Origin of the sequence: Gemmobacter nanjingensis (assembly GCF_014652195.1) — a bacterium.
Taxonomy (GTDB): Bacteria; Pseudomonadota; Alphaproteobacteria; order Rhodobacterales; family Rhodobacteraceae; genus Gemmobacter; species Gemmobacter caeni.
In genome coordinates this window covers 47,771-69,347 of the sequence record NZ_BMYI01000009.1, presented here as the reverse complement: position 1 = coordinate 69,347, position 21,577 = coordinate 47,771, and the positions used below count along the sequence as shown (strand labels likewise).

Annotated in this window: 17 protein-coding genes; 8 read left to right on the top strand and 9 right to left on the bottom strand. The window is 64.6% G+C overall.

The genetic code is table 11. From position 1 onward, the window contains the following. Window position 1 precedes the first annotated feature (1 nt). From IE126_RS14850 to IE126_RS14840, 3 genes are all read left to right on the top strand, one after another. Complete coding sequence (locus IE126_RS14850) at window positions 2–1,330, top strand: amidase (RefSeq protein WP_189381529.1); 1,329 nt, start codon at window positions 2–4, stop codon at window positions 1,328–1,330. A gap of 128 nt (window positions 1,331–1,458) precedes the next feature. After that, the gene (locus tag IE126_RS14845; protein WP_189381459.1) at window positions 1,459–2,637 is read left to right on the top strand and encodes an aminotransferase class I/II-fold pyridoxal phosphate-dependent enzyme; all 1,179 of its coding nucleotides are present in this window, start codon (window positions 1,459–1,461) and stop codon (window positions 2,635–2,637) included. An 8-nt stretch (window positions 2,638–2,645) separates the two neighbouring features. Beyond that, window positions 2,646–6,122: a DNA translocase FtsK gene (locus IE126_RS14840; RefSeq protein ID WP_189381458.1), complete on the top strand. Its 3,477-nt coding sequence runs from the start codon at window positions 2,646–2,648 to the stop codon at window positions 6,120–6,122. Window positions 6,123–6,198: 76 nt separating this feature from the next. On the opposite strand, the gene trhO is transcribed toward IE126_RS14840, so the two are convergent. Further along, the gene (gene trhO / locus IE126_RS14835; protein ID WP_189381457.1) at window positions 6,199–7,101 is read right to left on the bottom strand and encodes an oxygen-dependent tRNA uridine(34) hydroxylase TrhO; all 903 of its coding nucleotides are present in this window, start codon (window positions 7,099–7,101) and stop codon (window positions 6,199–6,201) included. A 116-nt stretch (window positions 7,102–7,217) separates the two neighbouring features. Between trhO and pncA the strand changes: the two genes are divergently transcribed. Genes pncA through pncB form a run of 3 tightly spaced genes read left to right on the top strand, consistent with a single transcriptional unit; the run spans window position 7,218 to window position 11,428 of the window. Continuing rightward, complete coding sequence (gene pncA / locus IE126_RS14830; RefSeq protein WP_189381456.1) at window positions 7,218–7,814, top strand: bifunctional nicotinamidase/pyrazinamidase; 597 nt, start codon at window positions 7,218–7,220, stop codon at window positions 7,812–7,814. Window positions 7,815–7,874: 60 nt separating this feature from the next. Further along, the gene (locus tag IE126_RS14825) at window positions 7,875–10,205 is read left to right on the top strand and encodes a PAS domain-containing hybrid sensor histidine kinase/response regulator (protein WP_189381455.1); all 2,331 of its coding nucleotides are present in this window, start codon (window positions 7,875–7,877) and stop codon (window positions 10,203–10,205) included. Continuing rightward, on the top strand, window positions 10,139–11,428 hold the full coding sequence (gene pncB, locus IE126_RS14820) for a nicotinate phosphoribosyltransferase (protein ID WP_054302822.1): 1,290 nt from the start codon (window positions 10,139–10,141) through the stop codon (window positions 11,426–11,428). The genes IE126_RS14825 and pncB overlap by 67 nt, the downstream gene beginning before the upstream one ends. A gap of 6 nt (window positions 11,429–11,434) precedes the next feature. Here pncB and IE126_RS14815 read toward each other — a convergent pair whose 3' ends face one another. The 8 genes from IE126_RS14815 to IE126_RS14780 form a co-directional block, all read right to left on the bottom strand. Then, window positions 11,435–12,904 (bottom strand): inorganic phosphate transporter, encoded by a 1,470-nt coding sequence (locus IE126_RS14815; RefSeq protein ID WP_108128680.1) that lies wholly within the window; start codon window positions 12,902–12,904, stop codon window positions 11,435–11,437. A gap of 88 nt (window positions 12,905–12,992) precedes the next feature. After that, window positions 12,993–13,931, bottom strand: coding sequence for a phosphotransferase enzyme family protein (locus IE126_RS14810; RefSeq protein WP_189381454.1), 939 nt, complete (start codon window positions 13,929–13,931; stop codon window positions 12,993–12,995). Next, on the bottom strand, window positions 13,928–14,350 hold the full coding sequence (arfB, locus tag IE126_RS14805) for an alternative ribosome rescue aminoacyl-tRNA hydrolase ArfB (protein ID WP_108128678.1): 423 nt from the start codon (window positions 14,348–14,350) through the stop codon (window positions 13,928–13,930). Before arfB ends, IE126_RS14810 begins: the two co-directional genes overlap by 4 nt. Window positions 14,351–14,683: 333 nt before the next feature. Then, window positions 14,684–15,307, bottom strand: coding sequence for a queuosine precursor transporter (locus IE126_RS14800; protein ID WP_189381453.1), 624 nt, complete (start codon window positions 15,305–15,307; stop codon window positions 14,684–14,686). Window positions 15,308–15,385: 78 nt separating this feature from the next. Further along, a complete protein-coding gene (locus tag IE126_RS14795) occupies window positions 15,386–16,273 on the bottom strand; it encodes an esterase-like activity of phytase family protein (protein ID WP_189381452.1) in 888 nt (295 codons plus the stop codon). Continuing rightward, window positions 16,246–17,151, bottom strand: coding sequence for a penicillin-insensitive murein endopeptidase (gene mepA / locus IE126_RS14790; protein ID WP_189381451.1), 906 nt, complete (start codon window positions 17,149–17,151; stop codon window positions 16,246–16,248). The genes IE126_RS14795 and mepA overlap by 28 nt, the downstream gene beginning before the upstream one ends. Then, window positions 17,151–18,515 (bottom strand): MFS transporter, encoded by a 1,365-nt coding sequence (locus tag IE126_RS14785; RefSeq protein WP_189381450.1) that lies wholly within the window; start codon window positions 18,513–18,515, stop codon window positions 17,151–17,153. The genes mepA and IE126_RS14785 overlap by 1 nt, the downstream gene beginning before the upstream one ends. A 70-nt stretch (window positions 18,516–18,585) precedes the next feature. Next, a complete protein-coding gene (locus IE126_RS14780) occupies window positions 18,586–19,122 on the bottom strand; it encodes an acyl-CoA thioesterase (protein WP_054302830.1) in 537 nt (178 codons plus the stop codon). 122 nt (window positions 19,123–19,244) lie between these two features. Here IE126_RS14780 and IE126_RS14775 point away from each other — a divergent pair, with 122 nt between their 5' ends. Together IE126_RS14775 and recQ are read left to right on the top strand one after the other, a co-directional pair. Beyond that, window positions 19,245–19,532: a YggT family protein gene (locus IE126_RS14775; RefSeq protein WP_189381449.1), complete on the top strand. Its 288-nt coding sequence runs from the start codon at window positions 19,245–19,247 to the stop codon at window positions 19,530–19,532. A 3-nt stretch (window positions 19,533–19,535) separates the two neighbouring features. Then, the gene (recQ, locus tag IE126_RS14770) at window positions 19,536–21,575 is read left to right on the top strand and encodes a DNA helicase RecQ (protein ID WP_189381448.1); all 2,040 of its coding nucleotides are present in this window, start codon (window positions 19,536–19,538) and stop codon (window positions 21,573–21,575) included. Window positions 21,576–21,577 lie beyond the last annotated feature (2 nt).

Genomic DNA, 21,577 nt, shown 5'->3' with positions numbered 1-21,577 from the left:
GATGGACAAATGGCTCGGGCGCAGTGCGGCGGATCTGGGACGGGCAATCGACGCGGGAAAAATCAACCCGGTTGACCTGACCGAGGCTTTCCTCGACGCCATCGCCCGCCACCCTGATGCGAAGCGCATCTATGCCCGCACGACGGCGGACCGGGCGCGCTCCACCGCAGTTTCCGCAGTCGGTCGTGCGCGCGCCGGAACCCGCATCGGCCCGCTGGATGGCGTGCCGCTGAGCTGGAAAGACAATTTCGATGCGGCGGGCGTGCCTTGCGAGGCCGGATCGGCGCTGCTGAAGGGCCGGGTGCCGGATACGGATGCCGAGCTTCTGCATGGGGCGACGACGCAGGGTCTGGTCTGTCTGGGCAAGACACATATGACGGAACTGGCGTTTTCCGGCCTCGGGCTGAACCCGGTGACGGCAACGCCGCCCTGCATCAACTTCTCCGATGCGGTGCCGGGCGGGTCATCCTCGGGCGCGGCGGCTTCGGTGGCCTTCGGGCTGGCGCCTGCTGCAATCGGCTCGGATACCGGCGGGTCGGTGCGGGTGCCAGCGGCCTGGAACGATCTGGTCGGGCTGAAAACCACGCATGGCCGGCTGTCGACCAAGGGGGTGGTGCCGCTGTGCGACCGTTTCGATACGGTCGGCCCGCTGGCGACGACGGTGGAGGATTGCGCGCTGATCCTTTCTGTCCTGTCAGCCCGTCGTGCGGCGGATCTGAACGGAGCGAGTCTCACCAACGCCCGTTTCGGCGTGCTGAAAACCGTGGCGCTGGATGATCTGCGCGACGCGCCGGCTCAGGGGTTTGACGGGGCATTGCGCCGCATGGCCAATGCAGGCGCCACCATCGACGAGTTCGATGCCCCGGAAGTGGCCGAGGCGATGCGGCTGGCTGCCGATCTGTTCACCCCCGAGGCCTATGCGATCTGGGGCAAGACCATCGAGGCGGCGCCGGACAAAATGTTCCCCCCGGTGCTGGAGCGTTTCCGCGCCGGTGCTGCGGTCACGGCGACAGCCTATATCGCGGCCTGGCGGCGGCTGGAGGATCTGCGCAAGATCTGGGAGCGCCGGGTTGGCGGTTTCGATGCCGTGCTGATCCCGACCTCGCCCATCTTGCCGCCAGATGCGAAGCGGCTGATGGAAGATCACGCCTATTTCACCTCTGAAAACCTGCTGGCGCTGCGTAACACCCGCATCGGTAACGTGCTGGGCCTGTGCGTGCTGACCCTTCCAACTGGCCAGCCGTCCTGCGGGATTTCGCTGATGGGCCCCGCGATGCAGGAGGAACGCCTGCTGCGGCTGGGCGCCGCGGTGGAACGCGCGCTGGGCTGAGGGCGCAAAAGTCACATTCGCCCGGCACATACAACCGATTGTGTCACGATCTACTGGACCGGGCAGGGCTTGCCCGCTATCCTCATCGCAAACGGGGCGATATGACCCCGAGATGAGGCAGTATACCAATGGCGTTTCCTGAGCGGTTCTCGAACCTGCCGGATTATGCGTTTCCGCGTCTGCGGAAATTGCTGGATCATTTGCCCCCCGGCGGGGCGCCGGTCGCCATGACGATCGGCGAGCCGAAACATGCGATGCCCGATTTCGTCGGGCCGATTCTGGCGGCGAATCTGGATGGCTTCTCGGTCTATCCGCCGAATGACGGCACGCCCGAATTGCTGGCCGCTATTTCTGGCTGGGTGCAGCGGCGCTATGGCGTGGCGCTGGGGGCGGATCGTTTCATGGTGCTGAACGGCACGCGCGAGGGGCTGTTCAACGCCTGTATCGCGCTGTGCCCGGAAACCAAGAACGGCAAGCAGCCCGTGGTGCTGATGCCGAACCCGTTCTATCAGGTCTATGCCGTGGCGGCGCTGACTGTGGGGGCGGAGCCGGTCTATGTGCCAGCCACCGCTGCGACTGGCCATCTGCCGGATTTCGCAGGGCTTTCTCCCGATCTGCTGGACCGGGTGACAGTCGCCTATATCTGCTCGCCCGCCAATCCGCAGGGCGCGGTGGCCAGCCGCGACTACTGGAAAACCCTGCTCGCGCTGGCCGAGAAGCATGATTTCCAGATTTTCACGGATGAATGCTATTCCGAGATCTGGCGCAACAGCCCGCCGCCTGGCATCCTTGAGGTCGCGGCCGAGGTCGGTGCAGACCCCGAGCGGGTGTTGGCCTTTCATTCGCTGTCAAAACGGTCAAACCTGCCCGGTCTGCGGTCGGGTTTCGTGGCCGCCGGGCCGCAAAGCATGGAGCGTCTGCGCAAGCTGCGGGCCTTTGCCGGTGCGCCACTGCCGCTGCCCTTGCAGCGCGTAGCGGAAGCCGCCTGGAGTGACGAGGCGCATGTGGCCGCTTCGCGCGCGCTGTATCAGGAGAAATTCGCGCTGGCCGACCGGATCTTCGGCGGCATGCAGGGCTATCAATCGCCCGAAGGCGGGTTCTTCCTCTGGCTGCCGGTCGAGGATGGCGAGGCGGCGGCGCTGAAGCTCTGGACCGAGACGGGCGTGCGGGTGCTGCCGGGGGCGTATCTGTCGCGCGATGTCGGCGGGCAGAATCCGGGCAAGCCCTATATCCGCGTCGCTTTGGTGGCGCCAAAAGACGAAACGGAACGCGGCCTGACGAAGCTGCGCGACTGCATTTACGGCTGAGGTGGCAGATGGCTTTGTATCAGATGCGTCAACGTGATCCGCTGGTGGACCCGAACACCCAGGCCGCGCTGGAGCGCCGCGCGCGCGAGTTGATCGGGCTGGGCCTGATTGCCGCCGCGCTGCTGTTCACCGTCATGTTGCTGAGCTACTCGCCGGAAGATCCGGGCTGGATGGTCGCCACAGATCAGCCCGTGCGCAACTGGCTGGGCGGGATCGGCGCTGCCATCGCCTCGACCCTGATGATCATTACTGGCAAGGGGGCCTGGGCCATCCCGCTGATCCTGTTCGCCTGGGGCATGCGCTTCGTGCTGCATCGCGGTGCCGAACGTGCTGTGGGCCGCGTGGTCTTCGCCCTGATTGCTGTGGCCATGGCCTCGGTCTTTGCTGCGACCCATGTGCCGGGTGCCGACTGGCCGCATGCCTTTGGCATCGGCGGGCTGTTCGGAGATACCGTGCTCGGGGCGATGCTGGGCGTCGCGCCGGTGAAAGCGACGTTCGGGCTGAAGGTCATGTCGCTCATCTCCGGGCTGGCGCTGCTGGGTATGCTGCTGTTCGTCACCGGCTTTGACGCAGAAGAGCTGCGCGTGCTGCGGCATTTCCTCGCCCTGGGCAGCGTGATGGCCTATTCGCAGATCATGGTCTGGGCGGGCCGCGGAACCGCTGGTGCGGCGCGCGCGGCACAGGCGGCCCAGGCGCGGCAACGCCAGCGTCGGGCAGAGGCCCAATCGGCACGGCTTGCCGAACCTCCGCCGCAGATGCAGCCCGCGATGATGGCCCCTGCGGCCCTGTCGATGCCGGGCGGAGCCGCCCGCCGCAACCGTGTCATCCGCGCCGATCTCCAGCCGACGCTGCCGATGCATCTGCCGGTCGAGAATGATCTGCTGGAAGCCGATGAGGATGATGGTTTCGTGCCGGACTTCGGCGCTCCGGCCAAGCTGGGCGGCGGGGCAGGCCGTGCGCCGGCCCGTCTTGCAGCACCTCCGATGGAGGCGCCCGCGCCGCGCCGGAAGGAAGGGCTGCTGGGCCGTCTGCGCCGGGTGGTAGAGCCTGATCCGATGCCCGAACTGCCGGTGATGCAGGCCGCAATGCCCGAGGCCGATCTGGCCCCGGAAGACCGGATCAAGGCCCGCATCTCTGACGTGATCCGCAGCCGCGTGCGGCATGGCAAGGGTGTGGCTGCGCTGCAGCCGCATATGACGCCGCTGCAAGCCGCGATTGCCCGCCGTGAACCGGCGCTGAACCGTCGTGGCCTGCGGATCGAGCCGCCGGTCATGGCCCCGGCAATGGCCGCACCCGAACCGGCGATGGCAGAGCCCGCGAATGCGATTTCCGCCGCGGTCGCTTCGGCGGCGGCGCGGGCTGCGGCGGCGCAGGCCCAGCTTGCCGAACAGGCGGCGCAGATGGCGGCCCCCGCCCTGCGGCCCGAGCCGGTTGCGCCTCCGCCGGTCGCGGCACCCGCGCCGCGCCCGATGCCGCGTCTGGTGGCCGAACCTGCCATTGCCCCGCGTGCAAAGCCGCTGACGCTCGATTCAGGCCATGCCGCTGCGGCGGCGGATCTGGATCGCCCGGCCCCGCTGCTGCGCCCCGCTGCGACCCGGATGCCGGTTGCGGCTGCGGTCCTGCCCGCGCAGCCCGCCATGTGGCGTGACGAGGCCGAGACGATTGTGCCCGCCGCCCCGCGCATGCAGACGCCTGCCCCGGCGCCGGTGGCCGAGCCGGTGGAAGACGCCTATGATGACTGGTCGCCGGATGATAATTACGAACCGGATTATGACCCGACGCCGGTGAGCCACGTCGCGCCGTTGCGTGCCGAAACGGGCGGGATGACCGCACGTCCGTCGGCGCCTCTGGTCACGCCCGAGGTGAAACGCGGTGTGGTGCAGCATCCGGCCAAGAAGCCGATCACGCCGTCACGTCAGGCGGTGGCCGAGTCGCAACCGCGCCTGCGTTTCGAGGATCAGGTGAACGCGGCTTACGAATTGCCGCCGTTGTCGCTTCTGGCATCGCCGTCGACGATCACGCGCCACGCGCTGTCGGACGAGGCGCTCGAAGAAAACGCCCGGATGCTGGAATCCGTGCTGGATGATTACGGCGTGAAGGGCGAGATCGTCTCGGTCCGCCCCGGCCCGGTCGTCACCATGTATGAACTCGAACCGGCGCCGGGCCTGAAGGCCAGCCGGGTGATCGGACTCGCCGATGACATCGCTCGCTCGATGTCGGCGCTGTCGGCACGGGTATCCACCGTTCCGGGCCGCTCGGTCATCGGGATCGAACTGCCCAATGCCAGCCGCGAAAAGGTGGTGCTGCGCGAAATCCTCGCCGCGCGCGACTTCGGTGACAGCCAGCTGCGCCTGCCGCTGGCGCTGGGCAAGGATATTGGCGGCGACCCGATCGTGGCGAACCTCGCCAAGATGCCCCACCTCCTGATCGCGGGGACCACCGGGTCCGGGAAATCCGTCGCCATCAACACCATGATCCTCAGCCTGCTCTACAAGCTGACGCCTGAGGAATGCCGCCTGATCATGATCGACCCGAAGATGCTGGAACTTTCCGTCTATGACGGGATTCCGCATCTGCTGTCGCCCGTCGTCACCGACCCGAAGAAGGCGGTCGTCGCCCTGAAATGGGTGGTGGGCGAGATGGAAGAGCGCTACCGCAAGATGTCGAAGATGGGGGTGCGCAACATCGACGGCTATAACGGCCGGGTGCGCGAGGCGCAGGCCGCGGGCGAGATGTTCAAGCGCACCATCCAGACCGGCTTTGACGAGGATACCGGCGAGCCGGTGTTCGAAACCGAGGAATTCGCGCCCGAGCCCTTCCCCTATATCGTCGTCATCGTGGACGAGATGGCCGATCTGATGATGGTGGCGGGGAAAGAGATCGAAGCCTGCATCCAGCGCCTCGCGCAGATGGCGCGGGCCTCGGGCATCCACCTCATCATGGCGACGCAGCGGCCTTCGGTCGATGTGATCACCGGCACGATCAAGGCGAACTTCCCCACCCGGATTTCCTTCCAGGTGACCTCGAAAATCGACAGCCGCACCATTCTGGGCGAGCAGGGCGCGGAACAGCTTCTGGGCCAGGGCGACATGCTTTACATGGGCAACGGCCAGCGCATCACGCGTATCCACGGGCCCTTCGTGTCGGACGAAGAGGTCGAGGAAATCGTGAACCACCTCAAGAGCTTTGGCCCGCCGCAATATATGTCGGGCGTGGTGGAAGGCCCGGATGACGAGGTTGCCAGCGATATCGACGCGGTGCTTGGCCTCAATGCCGGGGGTAATACCGATGGCGAGGACGCGCTTTACGATCAGGCGGTGGCGATCGTGGCGCGTGACCGGAAATGTTCGACCTCCTACATCCAGCGCAAGCTGGGCATCGGCTACAACAAGGCCGCGCGTCTGGTGGAGCAGATGGAGGAGCAGGGTGTCGTCACGCCAGCGAACCATGTCGGCAAGCGGGAAATCCTGATCCCCGAGGCTTAAGGAAGAAGGGGGCTGTCCGCCCCCTCTTGGCCTGCGGCCAATTCACCCCCGAGGATATTTTCACCAAGATAAAAGATCAGCCGCCGAGGTGCCGGGTGCCGCGCGTCTCGGCCAGGCGCATCTGGTGCATGCGTTCGCGGAAGCGGGCGCGGTCAGCCTCGGAATATTCATTCGCGCAGTGATGGCAGCAGACGCCTTCCTCGTATTCCGGGCGGGACAGATCCTCGGGTTGCAGCGGGCGGCGGCAGGCGTGGCAGGTGGCAAGCCCGCCCGGAACGAGGCCGTGACCCACGCTGACGCGCTGGTCAAAGACATAGCACTGACCATCCCAGAGGCTTTGATCCTCGGGCATGTCATCCAGGTATTTCAGGATGCCACCCTTGAGGTGAAAGACCTCTTCCACGCCCTGCGCCAGCAGAAAATTCGTTGATTTCTCGCAGCGGATACCGCCGGTGCAGAACATCGCGATGCGCTTGTTGTGAAAGCGATCCTTGTTCGCCTCCCACCATGCGGGGAAATCACGGAAGCTGGTGGTCTGCGGGTCGATGGCGCCACGGAAGGTGCCGATGGCGACCTCGTAATCGTTGCGGGTGTCGATCACCGCGACATCGGGCTGGCTGATCAGCGCATTCCAGTCGGTGGGTGTGACGTAATGGCCGACGCGGGCGCGCGGGTCCACATCGGGTTGGCCCATGGTGACGATCTCGCGCTTCAGCCGGACCTTCATGCGGCCGAAGGGCATGGTTTCGGCGTGGCTTTCCTTGTGCTCCAAATCCGCGCAGCCGGGCAGGGCGCGAATATGGGCCAGCATCGCGTCAATCCCGCTGCGGGAACCGGCGATCGTGCCGTTGATCCCTTCCTGCGCCAGCAGGAGCGAGCCTTTGATGCCCTGCGCCTCGGCCAGTGCAAAGAGCGGCGCGCGCAGTGCGGCGGGGTCGGGGAAGCGGGTGAAGTGGTAGAGCGCTGCAATGGTGATCATGGCACGGGCATAGGTCAGCGCCCCTTGGCTGGCAAGAGCCGCGCGCAGGGGTGCGGCGTTGACGCAAGCTGCGGGCGGCCTTACGCAAGAGGGGCAGCAGTGAAAGAGGATCAGCCATGACCGAGGCCCTGATCGTGATCGACGTCCAGAACGATTTCTGTCCCAGTGGCGCGCTGGCGGTTGCAGGGGGCGACGAGATCGTGCCCGAGATCAACGCGATGCTGGCCGATTACTCCGTGCGTGTGCTGACACAGGACTGGCACCCGGCCGATCATGCGAGCTTCGCCGCCAATCATCCGGGCGCTTCGCCATTCTCCATGGTCGAGATGCCCTATGGTCCTCAGGTGTTGTGGCCGGTGCATTGTGTGCAGGGCACCGCCGGGGCGGCCTTTCATGCCCGGCTGAATGCCGATGCCGCCGATCTGGTGATCCGCAAGGGCTTTCGCACGGGGATCGACAGCTATTCGGCGTTCTTCGAAAATGACCACACGACGCCAACTGGGCTGGAGGGCTATTTGCGCACGCGCGGGGCTACGGATCTGACGTTGGTTGGGCTGGCGACGGATTTCTGCGTGGCCTATTCGGCTCTGGATGCTGTGCGGCTCGGGTTCGATGTGAAGGTCAGGCTTTCTGCCTGCCGGGGGATCGACCTCGACGGTTCGCTGGCTGCAGCGCTGGAGCAGATGCGGAATGCGGGTGTGAAACTCGTCTGATGCACACGGTCTGTTAAGGTCCGGCATCTAGCCTGTGCGGGAAATCTGCAGGGCGTTGGGATGGATACGGCAGTCGCCGATGCGCGCGAAAGCTTCATAAAACGGAACAGCCCCGATGGATTGTTCCGCCGCTATGCGCGTGGGCGGGTTCGCACCTTTCTGGTGCGTCAGACGATGACCGGAATCGGCGCCGCAGTGATTGGCGCGCTTGGCGCTACCTGGATGGCCCCGGCGAGCATCGCGCTGGCGCTGGGCGGCGAAGCGGTGGATTGTCTGGTGCTGCGGCTGATCCTGCGGTGCTGCCCCGACCGTATTCCGCCCGGGCTGCGCAGGCTGGCGACAGCTTCTGCCGGGTTTCAGGCGCTGACAATTTCTGGCTGCATTGCGCTCTGCTGGCATGTGATCCCGCTGATCGGGGCGCAGGTCTTTGCCGCCGTCTTCCTGATGTCGGCCATCCTGAATGCAGGTCTGGTTCGGCACCATTTCCCTGAAGGCGGCGCGGCACGTCTGGGCGTGTATGGTGTGTCTGCTGTTGCGCTGATGGTGGACCTGCTGTCGCAGCACGGCTCTGACAGTCTGTTTCTGATCCTGTCGATCCTCATTCTTGGCTACAGCACCGCGCTGTTCATTCGCGCGGTCGAGAAAGGGCGGCACGAACGGGGCCGCTTCGAACGCGCGCTTCTGGATGAACAGCTTGCGCTGAGCCAGTCGCGCGAGGCGCTGGCAGAGGCCGCGCGTAAATCGGCCCGGCTTGCGCTTGTGGCGCAGCATGCGGGTGACAGCGTGGTGTTCACGGGGGTGGATGGCAGCATCCAATGGGTTAATCCGGCGTTTACCCGCATCACCGGATACACGTTTGAGGAGGCGCTTGGTCGCAAGCCTGGCGATCTGCTGAATGCGCCCGAGACGCGGGCCGAAGATCTGGCGCGCCTGCGGCGGGCCTATGATGTGGCGCAGCCGGTGCGGCTGGAGCTTCAGAACCGGCGCAAGGATGGTCAGCGTCTCTGGATGGATGTATCGCTGACGCCGGTTCTGGATGCCGGGGGCCGGGCCGAGGTGTTCATCGCGGTGGAACGCGACGTGACCGAGGCGCGCCTGCATGCCGCTGAACTCGCTGCGGCGCGCGAGGCAGCAGAGGCTGCCGCACGGACAAAATCGCAGTTTCTGGCGACGATGAGCCATGAAATCCGCACCCCGCTGCATGGCGTGATCGGAATGGCAGAACTGCTGGGCGATACGGCGCTCGACCCCGAGCAGCGGGATTATCTGGATACGATCATCGAATCCGGACGGGCCTTGGTGACGATCATCAATGATGTTCTGGATCTGTCAAAATTGCAGGCCGGAAAATCCGATCTGCTGACCGAGCCAATCTCGGTCGCTGCAGGCGTGGAAAGCGTGGTTAATCTGCTGCGCCCCTCTGCCGCGAAGAAGGGGATAGCGCTTCGGATTGTGCAGCCTGACCACCTCCCACGCCATCTTGGGGACGGCGGGCGGATACGCCAGATCCTGCTGAATGTGCTGGGCAATGCGGTGAAATTCACCGATCAGGGCTTTGTCATCGTGAGGCTGGATTGCCAGCCCGGACCCGAGGCGGACCGGCTGCAGATAGAGGTCGAGGATACCGGCATTGGCATTGCGCCCGAGCGGCTGGAGACCATATTCGACAGTTTCACCCAGGCTGACAGCACCATTTCGCGAAGGTTCGGCGGATCGGGGCTGGGTCTGACGATCTCGCGCTTGCTGGCACGACAGATGGGTGGGGATATCACGGTCGCCGCTCTGCCGGGCCGAGGGTCGGTCTTTACCGTGACGTTGCATTTGCGGCGGGCGACCGGGGCCATGCTGATGACACCGGCAGTCGGGCAGGGGGCCGCGCCCCGGACCGCGCTGCATGTGTTGATCGCGGAAGACAATGCTACGAATCTGATGATTGTCCACAAGCTGCTGGAGCGTTGTGTCGCCCGGGTCACTACCGCCCGCGACGGTGCCGAGGCGCTGCGCCAGTACAAGGCGGACCCGCCGGATCTGGTGCTGATGGATCTGTCGATGCCCGGCATGGATGGTCTGGCTGCGACACGGGCAATCCGCGCATATGAAGCCGCAACGGGCCTGCCGCGTTGCAAAATCGTGGCCCAGACGGCCTTTTCAGAGGGTGAGCAAGGGGCGGCCGTGGCGGCGGCCGGGATGGATGGCATGCTGTCCAAGCCACTGGTACGCCGGGAACTGTATGATTTGCTGACCCGGGTGGCGCATCATGGCGATACGGGTTTTGACGTTTCCCCCGCCGATGCCTTAGACATGGGCGCAAAGGGAGAGGCGTCATGGTCGATATCGCAACACGGGTCCACAACCACAACTGGAAGATCGACCCGATCGTCCGTTCGCTGATCGATACGGATTTTTATAAACTGCTGATGTGCCAGTCGATCTTCCGCAACAAGCCGGACACGACGGTGGTGTTCAGCCTGATCAACCGCACCAAATCCATCCGCCTCGCCGAGTTGATCGACGAGGGCGAACTGAGGGAACAGCTGGATCATGTCCGCTCGCTGAGCCTCAGCCGCGGGGAAAGCACCTGGCTGCGGGGGAATACCTTTTACGGCAAACGCCAGATGTTCCGCCCCGATTTCATGGAATGGTTCGAAGGGATGCGCCTGCCCGACTACCATCTTGAAAAGCGGGATGGCCAATATGAGCTGACCTTCGAAGGTCGCTGGCCCGAGGTCATGCTGTGGGAAATTCCTGCGCTTGCCGTGCTGATGGAACTGCGCTCGCGTGCGGTGCTGCGCGACATGGGCAAGTTCGAGCTTCAGGTGCTTTACGCCCGGGCCATGGCCCGCCTGTGGGAAAAGATCGAGCGGCTGCGGCGGATCGAGGGGCTGAAGATCGCGGATTTCGGCACGCGGCGGCGTCATGGCTTCCTGTGGCAGGACTGGTGCGTGCAGGCGATGCAGGAAGGTCTGGGCGATGCGTTCATCGGCACCTCGAACTGCCGTATCGCGATGAAACGCGACATCGAGGCCATCGGCACCAATGCCCATGAACTGCCCATGGTCTATGCCGCGCTGGCAGAAAGTGATGCCGAACTGGCCCAGGCGCCCTATCGCGTTCTTGCGGACTGGCATGACGAACATGACGGCAATCTGCGGATCATTCTGCCCGATACGTTCGGCTCGGAAGGGTTTCTGAAACATGCGCCGGACTGGCTGACCACCTGGACTGGTATCCGCATCGACTCGGGCGATCCGGCGGGGGCGGCCGAAATGGCGATCCGCTGGTGGAAGGAGCGGGGCGAAGATCCGACCCGCAAACTGGTGATCTTTTCGGACGGGCTGGATGTCGAAAAGATCGAGGAGCTCCACGCCCGCTTCGTCGGGCGGGTCAAAGTATCCTTCGGCTGGGGCACCATGCTGACCAATGATTTCCGGGGGTTGGCAGGGGACCGGCTGGCCCCGTTCAGCCTTGTCTGCAAGGCGGTCAGCGCGAATGGGCGGCCCACGGTGAAGCTGTCCGACAACCCGAACAAAGCGATGGGCCCGGCGGAGGAAGTGGCCCGCTACAAGCGGGTCTTCGATGTCCGTGATCAGGATGCGCAGGATCTGCTGGTCTGACGCAGGTCAGGTCAGCAGACGCAGCATCACAAAGATCAGCGCCGACAGCAGCGCGGTCAGCGGCACGGTGACAACCCAGGCTGCCCCGATGGACAGGATATGGACGCGGCGCACCAGCTTGCGGCGCGACCGTTCTTCCGGCGGGACGGGCTTGCCCTTGATGATGCCAGTCCGCCGGGCTTTCCGGTCGGCATGCCATTCCCGGTAGAAGCCGACGCCGAACACCGCCCCGACAGCGATATGGGTGGAGCTGACCGGCAGGCCAAGCCAGCTTGCCACGATGACCGTGATCGCTGCGGACAGGGCGACGCAATAGGCGCGCATCGGGTTCAGCTTGGTGATCTCGGTGCCCACCATGCGGATCAGCTTGGGCCCGAACAGGGTCAGGCCAAAGGAAATCCCGGCTGCGCCGATCAGCATGACCCAGAGCGGAATCCCCACCTTGTCGGAGGTGGCGTGATCGGTCACCGCATGGACGATGGCCGCCAGCGGGCCAACTGCATTGGCCACATCATTGGCGCCATGCGCGAAGGAGAGCAGCGCGGCCGAAATGACCAGCGGCATCGAGAACAGCACCTTGAGCGAGTTCTTGCGGTTCTCCATCCCTGCGGATTTGCGCCGGATCAGCGGGCGGGTGATCACAACCGCTGCGATTCCGACCGCAAGTCCCAGCAGCAGGGCCATGGGCATCGAGACCGAGAACAGCTTTTTCAGGCCCTTGACGGCCAGATAGGTGGTGAAGGTGCCACCCATGATCCCGATGAGCACAGGCACCCACAGCCGCGCCGCGCCAAGCTTGTCTTCGACATCATTGATGCGGGATTTGATGAAGGCAAGGAAGCCTGCGGCGATGACACCCCCGAGAATAGGCGAGATCACCCAGCTTGCCGCGATCTGCCCCATCTTGCCCCAGTCCACAGCGCCGAAACCGGCGGCGACAACGCCAGCACCCATCACGCCGCCGACAATGGCATGGGTTGTCGAGACCGGCGCCCCGAACCAGGTTGCAAGGTTCAGCCAGAGCGAGGCGGCGATCAGTGCGGCCATCATGGCCCAGATAAAGGTCTGCGGGTCGGCCACAGCTTCAGGCGCCACGATCCCGCCCGAAATGGTGGACACGACATCGCCGCCCGCGATCAGCGCACCCGCCGTTTCGAATACGGCGGCGATAATCAGGGCGCCGCCCATGGTCAGGGCATTGGCGCCGACCGCAGGCCCCATGTTGTTGGCAACATCATTGGCGCCGATGTTCAGTGCCATATAGGCGCCGAAGGCCGCCGCCGTGATGATGATGACCGAATTGGGTGCCCCGCCGGTCAGGATGGCCGCCGCAATGGCGCACAGGGCGATGAACGCGAGGCCGATGCCGACCGCAATCAGGGGCCGGGACAGGAAGACGGTTGCCTGCTCCAGCACCACGAGGCGGGACAGATCCTTGTCGAGCGTCTTCCACTTGTTCTGCTGAAATTGTGGCATGTTCCGTCATCGGCCTGTTACACGCGCTGCGCATAGCCCGGCCACTGCGGGCGGGCAACCGATTCCCGGTTTATTCCTGATGTTTTGGTCAGTTTCCTGCGGAAAGCTGGCGGTCGGCCCACATCGTCGCGCGGGCAATATGACTGCGGTGAACCGGGTGATCGGCAGGAAGACGGGTCATCGCCCAGCCGACCGAAGCCAGCACACGCGCCAATGTGAACAGTGACACCATATTGAAATCATCCTGCCGAAGGCTGCCGTAGCCTTCGATCAAGGCCGCCTGCAAAGCGGGGTGCTGCGGCTCATAAAGGTCTTGCGACAGAACGGTGCCAAGGTCGTAAAGCCGGAAGCCAATCCCGCTGTCGTCGAAGTCGATCAGCGAAAGCCGGTCGCCGGAAACGAGGATATTCTCGCGCAGCACATCGGCATGAATCGGGCCGGGCTGGCTGTGCCGGGCATGATCGGTCAGACGCTCGCGCAGCAGATCGCGGGCGCGGCGCAGCAGTGCCGCCTCTGCGGCCGACAGCGCGGGATGATCCCAGAAGCGGCCCCAAAGCGGGGTCTCGCCTGTCAGGCCGTCGATGTCCCAACGTGGGCGGGTGAAATCAGGCGGCAGCGTCAGCCGGTCGGTGGCGTCATGCACTTCGGCCAGAAGACGCCCAAGCGCATGATGGCGCGCTGTCTGTTCTGCGGCGGTGCCGGTCAGCGGCACCAGTGCTTCGCCGAAGGGAGCGCCTTCAACCCAGGAGATGACCGAAGCCAGGCGTCCGCCTTGTAACTGGTGAAGACTTGCACCGCTGGCAGAGGCGACGGGGGCAGGCACCGCGACGCCTGCCTTTGCCAGTTCAGCACACCACCACAGTTCCGAGCGGATGGCGGCCGGGTTCTGATAGCCGGTGCGATGCAGGCGCAGGGCGGCTTGCGCGCCATCGGGCAGGGCGATGGCGTATACCGCATTCTCGCGGTTGCGCAATTCATGCAGGATGCGCGCGCCCCACAGCGCCGCCGCCTCTTCCGCTTCGGTCATTCCTCGCCCTCCACCCGGCCGCGCAGGGCCTTCACTTCACCACGCTGGCTTTTGGCTGCCAGCCGCCGCCGCTGGCTGCCCAGTGTCGGCTTGGTGGCGATGCGCCGCTTGGGGGCGACCAGCGCCTGACGGATCATTTCGACCAGGCGCGCCTCGGCCAGTTCGCGGTTGCGGGCCTGACTGCGGGTTTCCTCTGCCCGGATCACGATGGCGCCTTCCGTGGTCCAGCGTCGCCCGGCGATGCGCTTCAGCCGCGCCTTCACCGCAGGTGTCAGGTGGGGCGAGCGTTCGGCCTCGAACCGCAGTTCCACCGCAGTTTCCACCTTGTTCACATTCTGCCCGCCCGGCCCGGAGGACCGGGAAAAGCTTTCTGAAAGCTCCCAGTCGGCGATGGAGATTGTCTCGGTGATGCGCAGCATGGCGCGAGATTAGCGGCTTTGACCGTCTGGAAAAGAGGGAAATAGCGACCTGACGAAACGATATTCAGGGGGTGCCCGACGCTGGTAATTCCGGCGTCGGAAACGAGAAAGGGCCGCCTTAAATCGGCGACCCTTTCCGAGTTCCAAGGAGATGGGCCAGTTAGGTTTCAAGCCCAATCATAGGATTGATTTTCAAGGGGTTGCCCTTAAATATCGCTCCTCCTGACTGTCCCGACACCTCTCTCCAATATCACTCTAGACACTGGATCACCTCCTTTCAAAAGATTGCCGATATAGGGAGCGTGACACAGATCTGGGCTTTGTCAAAAGGTTTTATACCGGACGTAGAGTCAACTTTCCGACAATGATGCGGAATGGCACAAGTGCAACAGCTGCCAGTGCCAGCTTGACCATCCAGTCGGCGACGGCGAGCGAAACCCACAGCGGGGCTTGCGGTCCGAAACCCAGGATCGGCAGCACTTCGCCCGCCCAGGATACATCGTTCGCGGGCTCGATGAAGGCGAGGCTGGCCGAGAAGGCGGTGGTGAAGAAGATCACTGTATCAAGGCTGGAACTGAACAGCGTGGAGACAAGCGGCGCGCGCCACCAGCTTCCCGCGCGCAGGCGGTTGAAGATAGCGATGTCGGTCAGTTGTGCGGCAAGGAAAGCAGCGCCCGAGCCGATTGCGATACGCAGGGTAACCAGCGGCCCGAATTCTCCCATGATCTGCGAACCGATCAGCGAGCACAGGATTCCAGCGACAAAACCCACCAGCACGACGCGGCGCGCAGCGGCGGCGCCATGCAGGCGATTGGTCAGGTCGGTCACCAGAAAGGCAACGGGGTAGGTCAGTGCGCCCCAGGTCAGCCAAGGGCCAAGCAGGTATTGCACAAGGATGTTGGAAGCCACGACAGTGGCCGCCATGGCGAGAACGCCGGGCAGGAGGGATTTCGACATGTGATATCCGTTTTTACAAGGTCGCGGAGACTTGGCCCTTCGGGCAGGCCGCTCCGTTACGCCTGGACGCTGCGCGAGTCAATCCGGCAGGCGGTATTCGACGATTTCGGTGGTCTGGAAGAAGCGGAAATTGTCGTCCGCAATCAGCGTCAGCCGGATGCCCTGCGCATCGCGCCAGACGGCAATGCCCTCCAGATTGTCATGTTGCCCGGCGCGGGTTTGCAGCACGGTTTCCCCGCTGTCGATCTTGTTGCCGGTCACGTTGAAGCGCCGGACGCGGGAGGCAAAGCCCATCAGACCGCGGAACTGGCGCTCCAGCAGGTAAAGCCGTCCATCCGGCCCGAAATCGGCACCGACCGGCAGGAAAGAACCCTCGCGCGGGATGGTAAAGGGCTGATCCCAGCCACCGTTGCGAAACCGCCAGACCGGAAATGGCCTGTCCTCGCGCCCCGATCTTTCTGGCAGGGTGTAAAGCGTGCCATCCGGCCTGATGGCCAGCGCCTCCAGCGAGGAGTTGCGCTGCATCTTCGCAAAGGCGGGCGGCGTCGGCAGGTTTTCGGCCCCGGCGCCCATCCGGGCATAGCGCAAGACCCGCGCCACTCCTTCGAACGACACATAGGCGGTGCCATCCGGGGCGATGGCGAGGCCCTCGCTGTCATTGCGGCCAGCGGCCAGCGGCTCTTTGCCCTTGCCGCGCAACGGCTGCACCGGCGCGGCCTCGATCCCGGTGATCCGGCCGGACCCATCGCGGAGCAAACGGCCCGAAGTCCAGCCGCCGCGATCTGACAGGGCGGTAAAGCGCAGACCCTCGTCGCTGATCTCCAGCCCCGACATGCCGCCCATGCGCGGATCATCCGACCGCCAGACGAAGCGTCCGATATGGCCGGGGGCCTCGGTCGGGCTGGCGCTGCCTTCAAGGGCGAGCCCGCAGGCGAGGATCAGCGTGATGACAGAACGGCGGCGCATTGCTTGGGCAGATCGGCCATCGTGTATTCACGCGGCCCGCGCTTTTTCGGCGCATTCGGGTCTTTGGGCTTTTTCGGCTGCGGCTCCAGCGCGGCGGTCACCCACCAGGTCAGGCTGTCGTCGCAACCATCGCCACCATTGGACAGTTCGGCCACTGTGGGTTTCTGCGTCTCGCAGGCCGTGGCGCCACGCGGGCATTTCAGCCGGACGTGAAAATGCGTGTCATGCCCCCAATAGGGGCGGATTTTCTGAAGCCAGTCCTTGTCCTTGCGACCGGCGGTGCGGCAAAGCTCGATCTTCACCGGCGGGGTCACGAAGATACGATCCACGCGCGGGTCAGAGGCGGCGGCCTTCAGCACCGCCGCATGCTGTGCCGTCCAGTTCGTGGTGATCTTGCGCTGATCGGCAGAGCGCACCGAAATCGAACTGATCTTTTCCCGATCCGCCCGGCTGAGGTTCAGCCGCTTGGGTGGCAGCATCCAGATATCGGCATCAAGTCCGATCTGGTGGCTGGCATGGCCGCTGATCATCGGGCCGCCGCGTGGCTGGCTGATGTCGCCGATGTATAGTCCGGCCCAGCCATTGATGCGGGATACCTGCGCCGACAGATCCTCAAGGAAGGCAATCATTTCCGGCTGGCCGAAGTTCCGGCCACGCGACAGACGCATGGCTTGCCAAGTCGGGCCGGTTTCGGGCAGCTCCACAAGTCCCGCCGCACAGCCCCGTGCGTAAGACCCGATGGGCATGGGCGCCTGTTGCGACGGCGCATCCTTTGCGCCGAACAGTTTGTTCGCCAGTTTCTCGGCGCTGACGGGTGCTGCGCTCAGGGAAAGGCTTGCGGCGGCCAGCAGGCTGGCCAGAAACATCTTGCGGATCATCAGACTGCCCGTTCACCATTCGGTTTTACCCAGATTAGCAGAATGAGGCCGATGAGAAACAGCCCGATCAGCGGGGCGACGCCAATGCGCTGCGATCCGCTGATGTCCGAGGCGACGGCGATGGCGAAAGGTGCGATGAAGGATGTGGCCTTGCCCGACAGGGCGAACAGGCCAAAGGCCTCGGTCGCGCGTTCGGGGGTAGTGTGAAACACCATCATGGTGCGCGAGGCGGCCTGAACCGTGCCTCCCGCCGCGCCGATCAGGATACCGCAGAGATACATGATGATATCCGGTGTGCCGGACGCTTCTGCGAAGGGAATGCCAAAGATCTGTTCGCGTGACATGCCGACGATGACGGCACAGACGACAATCAGCACCCAGACCGACATCACGATCACCGGCTTTGGCCCGCGCGCGGCATCCAGCTTGCCGCCGATCCAGGTCGCAAGGCTGGCAGAAATGGCGCCGATGATGCCGAAAATGCCGATTTGCGTGACGCTCCAACCCAGTACGCCCGAGGCATAGACCCCGCCGAAGCCGTAAAGTGCGTTCAGCGAGTCGCGGTAGAACATCGAAGACATGAGATAGGCGAACAGGCTCTGACGGCTGGGCAGGGTCTTCAGCAGCCGTCCCAGATCAGCCAGCGCCGCCTTCACCGGCTGCCCGGTGCCGGTGCCGGGCGTTTCGCGCACCCACAGGAAGAAGGGCACCATAAAGACGATATACCACAGCGCGGTGAAGGGCCCGACCGCGCGGGTGCCCTCGCGGCTGGCTGCATCCAGCCCCAGCACCGGGTCCAGTCCGATCAGCGTCTTGCCGGTGACGCCGCTTTCGGCAAGGAACAGCAGCATGATGACCAGCGAAATGATCCCGCCCAGATAGCCGAAAGCGAAGCCCGAGCCGGAAATCTTTCCCATCTCCTCATGCTCGGCGAGGCTGGGCATCAGGGAATTGGTGAAAATCGTGGCAAACTCCATGCCGATCAGGCCCAGCCCGAAGAACATCATCGCCATCGTCAGATCGGGCATATCGGGGGTCAGATACCAAAGGCCCCACGAGCCGATGACATAGAAGGCGGAAAATACCCAGATCCAGATCATCCGGCGACCGGAGCCGTCGGCGATGGCACCCAGAACCGGGGCCAGCAGGGCGATCAGCACGCCGGAAATGGTTTGACCATAGCCCCAGAAAGCTTGTGCCTGTGCGCCCGCCGCCTCGGCCGAAAGGCCCTGGGTCAGGTAATAGCTTTTCGCCACTTCCGCAAAATAGGGGCCAAAGACGAAGGTCAGCAACAAGGTGTTGTAGGGCTGGCTGGCCCAGTCAAAGAAAAACCAGCCCCAGATGCGTTTCTTCGCGCTGACCATGGCTGTCCCCTTTGCCTGTTCGGGCCGATCAAGCCTGAAAGGCTATCGGCTGGCAACCCCTCCGATGCAGTCAGCCGTGCCGTTCCGGTGGCCAGGGGCGGGTGGCATCCGCCGCGATCCAGGCGGCGACCCATTGGGGCAGAGGCGGGCTTTCGACGGGCTGGCCCATCGCCTCCAGCACGCGCGCGGGCGGCACCATCCCGGCTTTGGAGGTGAAGGCTGATCGGGCAAGCATCTGGCCGGTGCAGTCATCACCGCGCCACATGCTTTGTTCCAGATACATGAACCGCGCATCCCAGCCCACGCAGCGCGAATGCATCGTCACGCGCTGGAATGTCGTGACCCGCTTGCGATAGCGTGTGGTATTGCCAGCCACCGCCATGCCCCAGCCCTGTTCGCGCACCACCCGCACCAGCCCTGTGCGAATGGCCAGCGGCACCCGGCCCAGATCGAACAGCGTCAGCGTGCGGCCGTTGTTCAGCTCCATCCACGGGTCGATATCCCAAGGCCAGATGCGATGTGTGCTGACATGGGTGTCGAAGATCCCCAGGGCGGGGGCATTGCGGAACTTCACGATTTCCTTGGCGAGTCGGGCATAGGGATACATGGGCGCCTCCTGTCCCCGTGGCCTGCCGCGCGTCATCCACGGGGTCAAGCGGAACGCTGCGGAAAGGCTTGCTCCCCTAGGGTCATCGCGTTACCTAGACCACAACAGCTTGTGAGGGCACCATGGTTTCCATTCTGCAAATCCTGCTCCTGCTGCTTGACGTGGCGCAGTGGGTGATCATCGCCCATATCATCATGTCGTGGCTGATCAACTTTCAGGTGCTCAACACCCGGCAGCCGCTGGTCGCGCAGCTGTGGTATGGCCTGAACCGCGTGCTGGAGCCGGTTTACGGCACGGTGCGCCGCATCCTGCCCGCGATGTCGGGCATCGACTTCGCTCCGCTCATCGTGCTTCTGGGCATCTACGCGCTGCGCATCGTCATTATCAACAACGCCGCCTCTTTCTACTGATCCATGCAACACCCGCGCGAGCTTCTGGCGAGGGTCTTCGGCTACGGGGCCTTTCGCCCCGGTCAGGAAGAGATCGTCGAGGCGGTGCTGGCAGGCCGCGACACGCTGGCCATCATGCCCACCGGCGGCGGCAAGTCGCTGTGCTTCCAGCTTCCGGCGCTGTGCCGCGAGGGGGTCACGGTCGTCATCTCGCCGCTCATCGCCCTGATGCGCGATCAGGTGCGCAGCTTGCGCGAGGCGGGGGTGGAAGCCGGGGCGCTGACCTCCGGCAATACCGACGAGGAAACCGAAGAGGTGTTCCGCGCGCTGGATGAAGGACGGCTGAAGCTGCTGTATATGGCGCCGGAACGGCTCGCCTCCGGCAGCACCACTGCGCTCTTGCGCCGGGTCGGCACCAATCTCATCGCGGTGGACGAGGCGCATTGCGTCAGCCAGTGGGGCCATGACTTCCGCCCCGATTACCTGCGCATCGGCGAGCTGAAACGTGCGCTGAATGTGCCGCTGGCCGCCTTCACCGCCACGGCGGACGAGGAAACCCGCGCCGAGATTGTGACGCGGCTGTTCGGGGGGGGGGCGCCTGCTACCTTCTTGCGCGGGTTTGACCGGCCCAATATCCATCTGGCTTTCGCCGTGAAGGACAGCCCGCGTCGCCAGATCCTTGATTTCGCGGGCGCGCGGAAGGGGCAATCCGGCATCGTCTATTGCGCCACACGGTCCAAGACCGAGGTGCTGGCCCAGGCGCTGCGCGAGGCCGGACATGCCGCCTGCTACTATCACGGCGGCATGGATGCCGAAGACCGCCGAAGCGTCGAGGTGCGGTTTCAGCAGGAGGACGGGCTGATCGTCTGCGCCACCATCGCTTTCGGCATGGGGATCGACAAGCCTGACATCCGCTGGGTCGCGCATGCTGACCTGTCGAAGTCGATCGAGGCTTATTATCAGGAAATCGGTCGCGCCGGGCGTGACGGTGCCCCGGCCGAGACGCTGACGCTTTATGGCCCCGATGATATCCGCCTCCGCCGGTCGCAGATTGACGAAAGCCCCGCCCCCGCCGACCGGAAAGAGGCCGATCACGCCCGGCTGAACGCGCTTCTGGGTCTGGCCGAAGCGACAGGCTGCCGCCGTCAGGTGCTGCTGGGCTACTTCGGTGAGGCGTCAGAGCCTTGCGGCAATTGCGACATCTGCGACCGCCCCGCGCAGGTTTTTGATGCAACGGAACCCGTGCGTAAGGCCCTGTCAGCCGTGCTGCGCACCGGTGAATGGTTCGGTGCCGGGCATCTGATCGATATTCTGACCGGCAATGACACCCCCAAGGTACGCGAGAAGGGGCATGACCAGCTGCCCACCTTCGGCGTCGGGCGCGACCTGTCGAAGACCGGCTGGGGCGCGGTATTCCGTCAGATGATGGGGCGGGATCTTCTGCGCCCTGATCCCGAACGCTTTGGCGCCCTGCGCATGACCGAGGCCGCGCGTCCGATCCTGCGCGGTGAGGCAAACATCACCCTGCGGCGCGACACGGTGCAGACCACCGCGCGACCAGCGGTCAAATCACTGGTGGCGGAAGAGGATGCGCCGCTGCTGTCTGCGCTGAAAGCGAAACGCCGTGCTTTGGCCGAGGCTGCGCGCGTGCCCGCCTATGTCATCTTCCCTGACCGCACGCTGATCGAGATGGCAGAACGCCGCCCCGCGACGCTGGACGAGATGTCGCGCGTCAGCGGCGTAGGCGCGAAGAAGCTGGAAAGCTATGGCACGGCTTTCCTTTCAGTCATCAATGGTGCGGCCGATCCGGTGCATCCGGCTCGCGCCCGACTGGCCGGGCAGCCCGCCGGCGCGCTGTTCGATCTGCTGGCCGAAGCGCAGTTGCGGCTGATGCGCGGCGAAGATGGCACTGGCAAACCGATGTCTCTGTCGCAAAGCGCGCTGCGCCGCATCGCCGAGGCACGGCCTTCTACCCTGTCGGACCTGGATCGCGCCGGAGATCTTGGCCCCGCGCGGCTGGAACGCTTTGGTGAAGCGTTTCTGACCCTGTGCCGTGAGGTCTGAAA

Coding starts and splice junctions, on each gene's coding strand:
- IE126_RS14850 (WP_189381529.1), top strand. CDS start 2: ATGGACAAATGGCTCGGGCGCAGTGCGGCGGATCTGGGACGGGCAATC.
- IE126_RS14845 (WP_189381459.1), top strand. CDS start 1,459: ATGGCGTTTCCTGAGCGGTTCTCGAACCTGCCGGATTATGCGTTTCCG.
- IE126_RS14840 (WP_189381458.1), top strand. CDS start 2,646: ATGGCTTTGTATCAGATGCGTCAACGTGATCCGCTGGTGGACCCGAAC.
- trhO (WP_189381457.1), bottom strand. CDS start 7,101: ATGATCACCATTGCAGCGCTCTACCACTTCACCCGCTTCCCCGACCCC.
- pncA (WP_189381456.1), top strand. CDS start 7,218: ATGACCGAGGCCCTGATCGTGATCGACGTCCAGAACGATTTCTGTCCC.
- IE126_RS14825 (WP_189381455.1), top strand. CDS start 7,875: ATGGATACGGCAGTCGCCGATGCGCGCGAAAGCTTCATAAAACGGAAC.
- pncB (WP_054302822.1), top strand. CDS start 10,139: ATGGTCGATATCGCAACACGGGTCCACAACCACAACTGGAAGATCGAC.
- IE126_RS14815 (WP_108128680.1), bottom strand. CDS start 12,904: ATGCCACAATTTCAGCAGAACAAGTGGAAGACGCTCGACAAGGATCTG.
- IE126_RS14810 (WP_189381454.1), bottom strand. CDS start 13,931: ATGACCGAAGCGGAAGAGGCGGCGGCGCTGTGGGGCGCGCGCATCCTG.
- arfB (WP_108128678.1), bottom strand. CDS start 14,350: ATGCTGCGCATCACCGAGACAATCTCCATCGCCGACTGGGAGCTTTCA.
- IE126_RS14800 (WP_189381453.1), bottom strand. CDS start 15,307: ATGTCGAAATCCCTCCTGCCCGGCGTTCTCGCCATGGCGGCCACTGTC.
- IE126_RS14795 (WP_189381452.1), bottom strand. CDS start 16,273: ATGCGCCGCCGTTCTGTCATCACGCTGATCCTCGCCTGCGGGCTCGCC.
- mepA (WP_189381451.1), bottom strand. CDS start 17,151: ATGATCCGCAAGATGTTTCTGGCCAGCCTGCTGGCCGCCGCAAGCCTT.
- IE126_RS14785 (WP_189381450.1), bottom strand. CDS start 18,515: ATGGTCAGCGCGAAGAAACGCATCTGGGGCTGGTTTTTCTTTGACTGG.
- IE126_RS14780 (WP_054302830.1), bottom strand. CDS start 19,122: ATGTATCCCTATGCCCGACTCGCCAAGGAAATCGTGAAGTTCCGCAAT.
- IE126_RS14775 (WP_189381449.1), top strand. CDS start 19,245: ATGGTTTCCATTCTGCAAATCCTGCTCCTGCTGCTTGACGTGGCGCAG.
- recQ (WP_189381448.1), top strand. CDS start 19,536: ATGCAACACCCGCGCGAGCTTCTGGCGAGGGTCTTCGGCTACGGGGCC.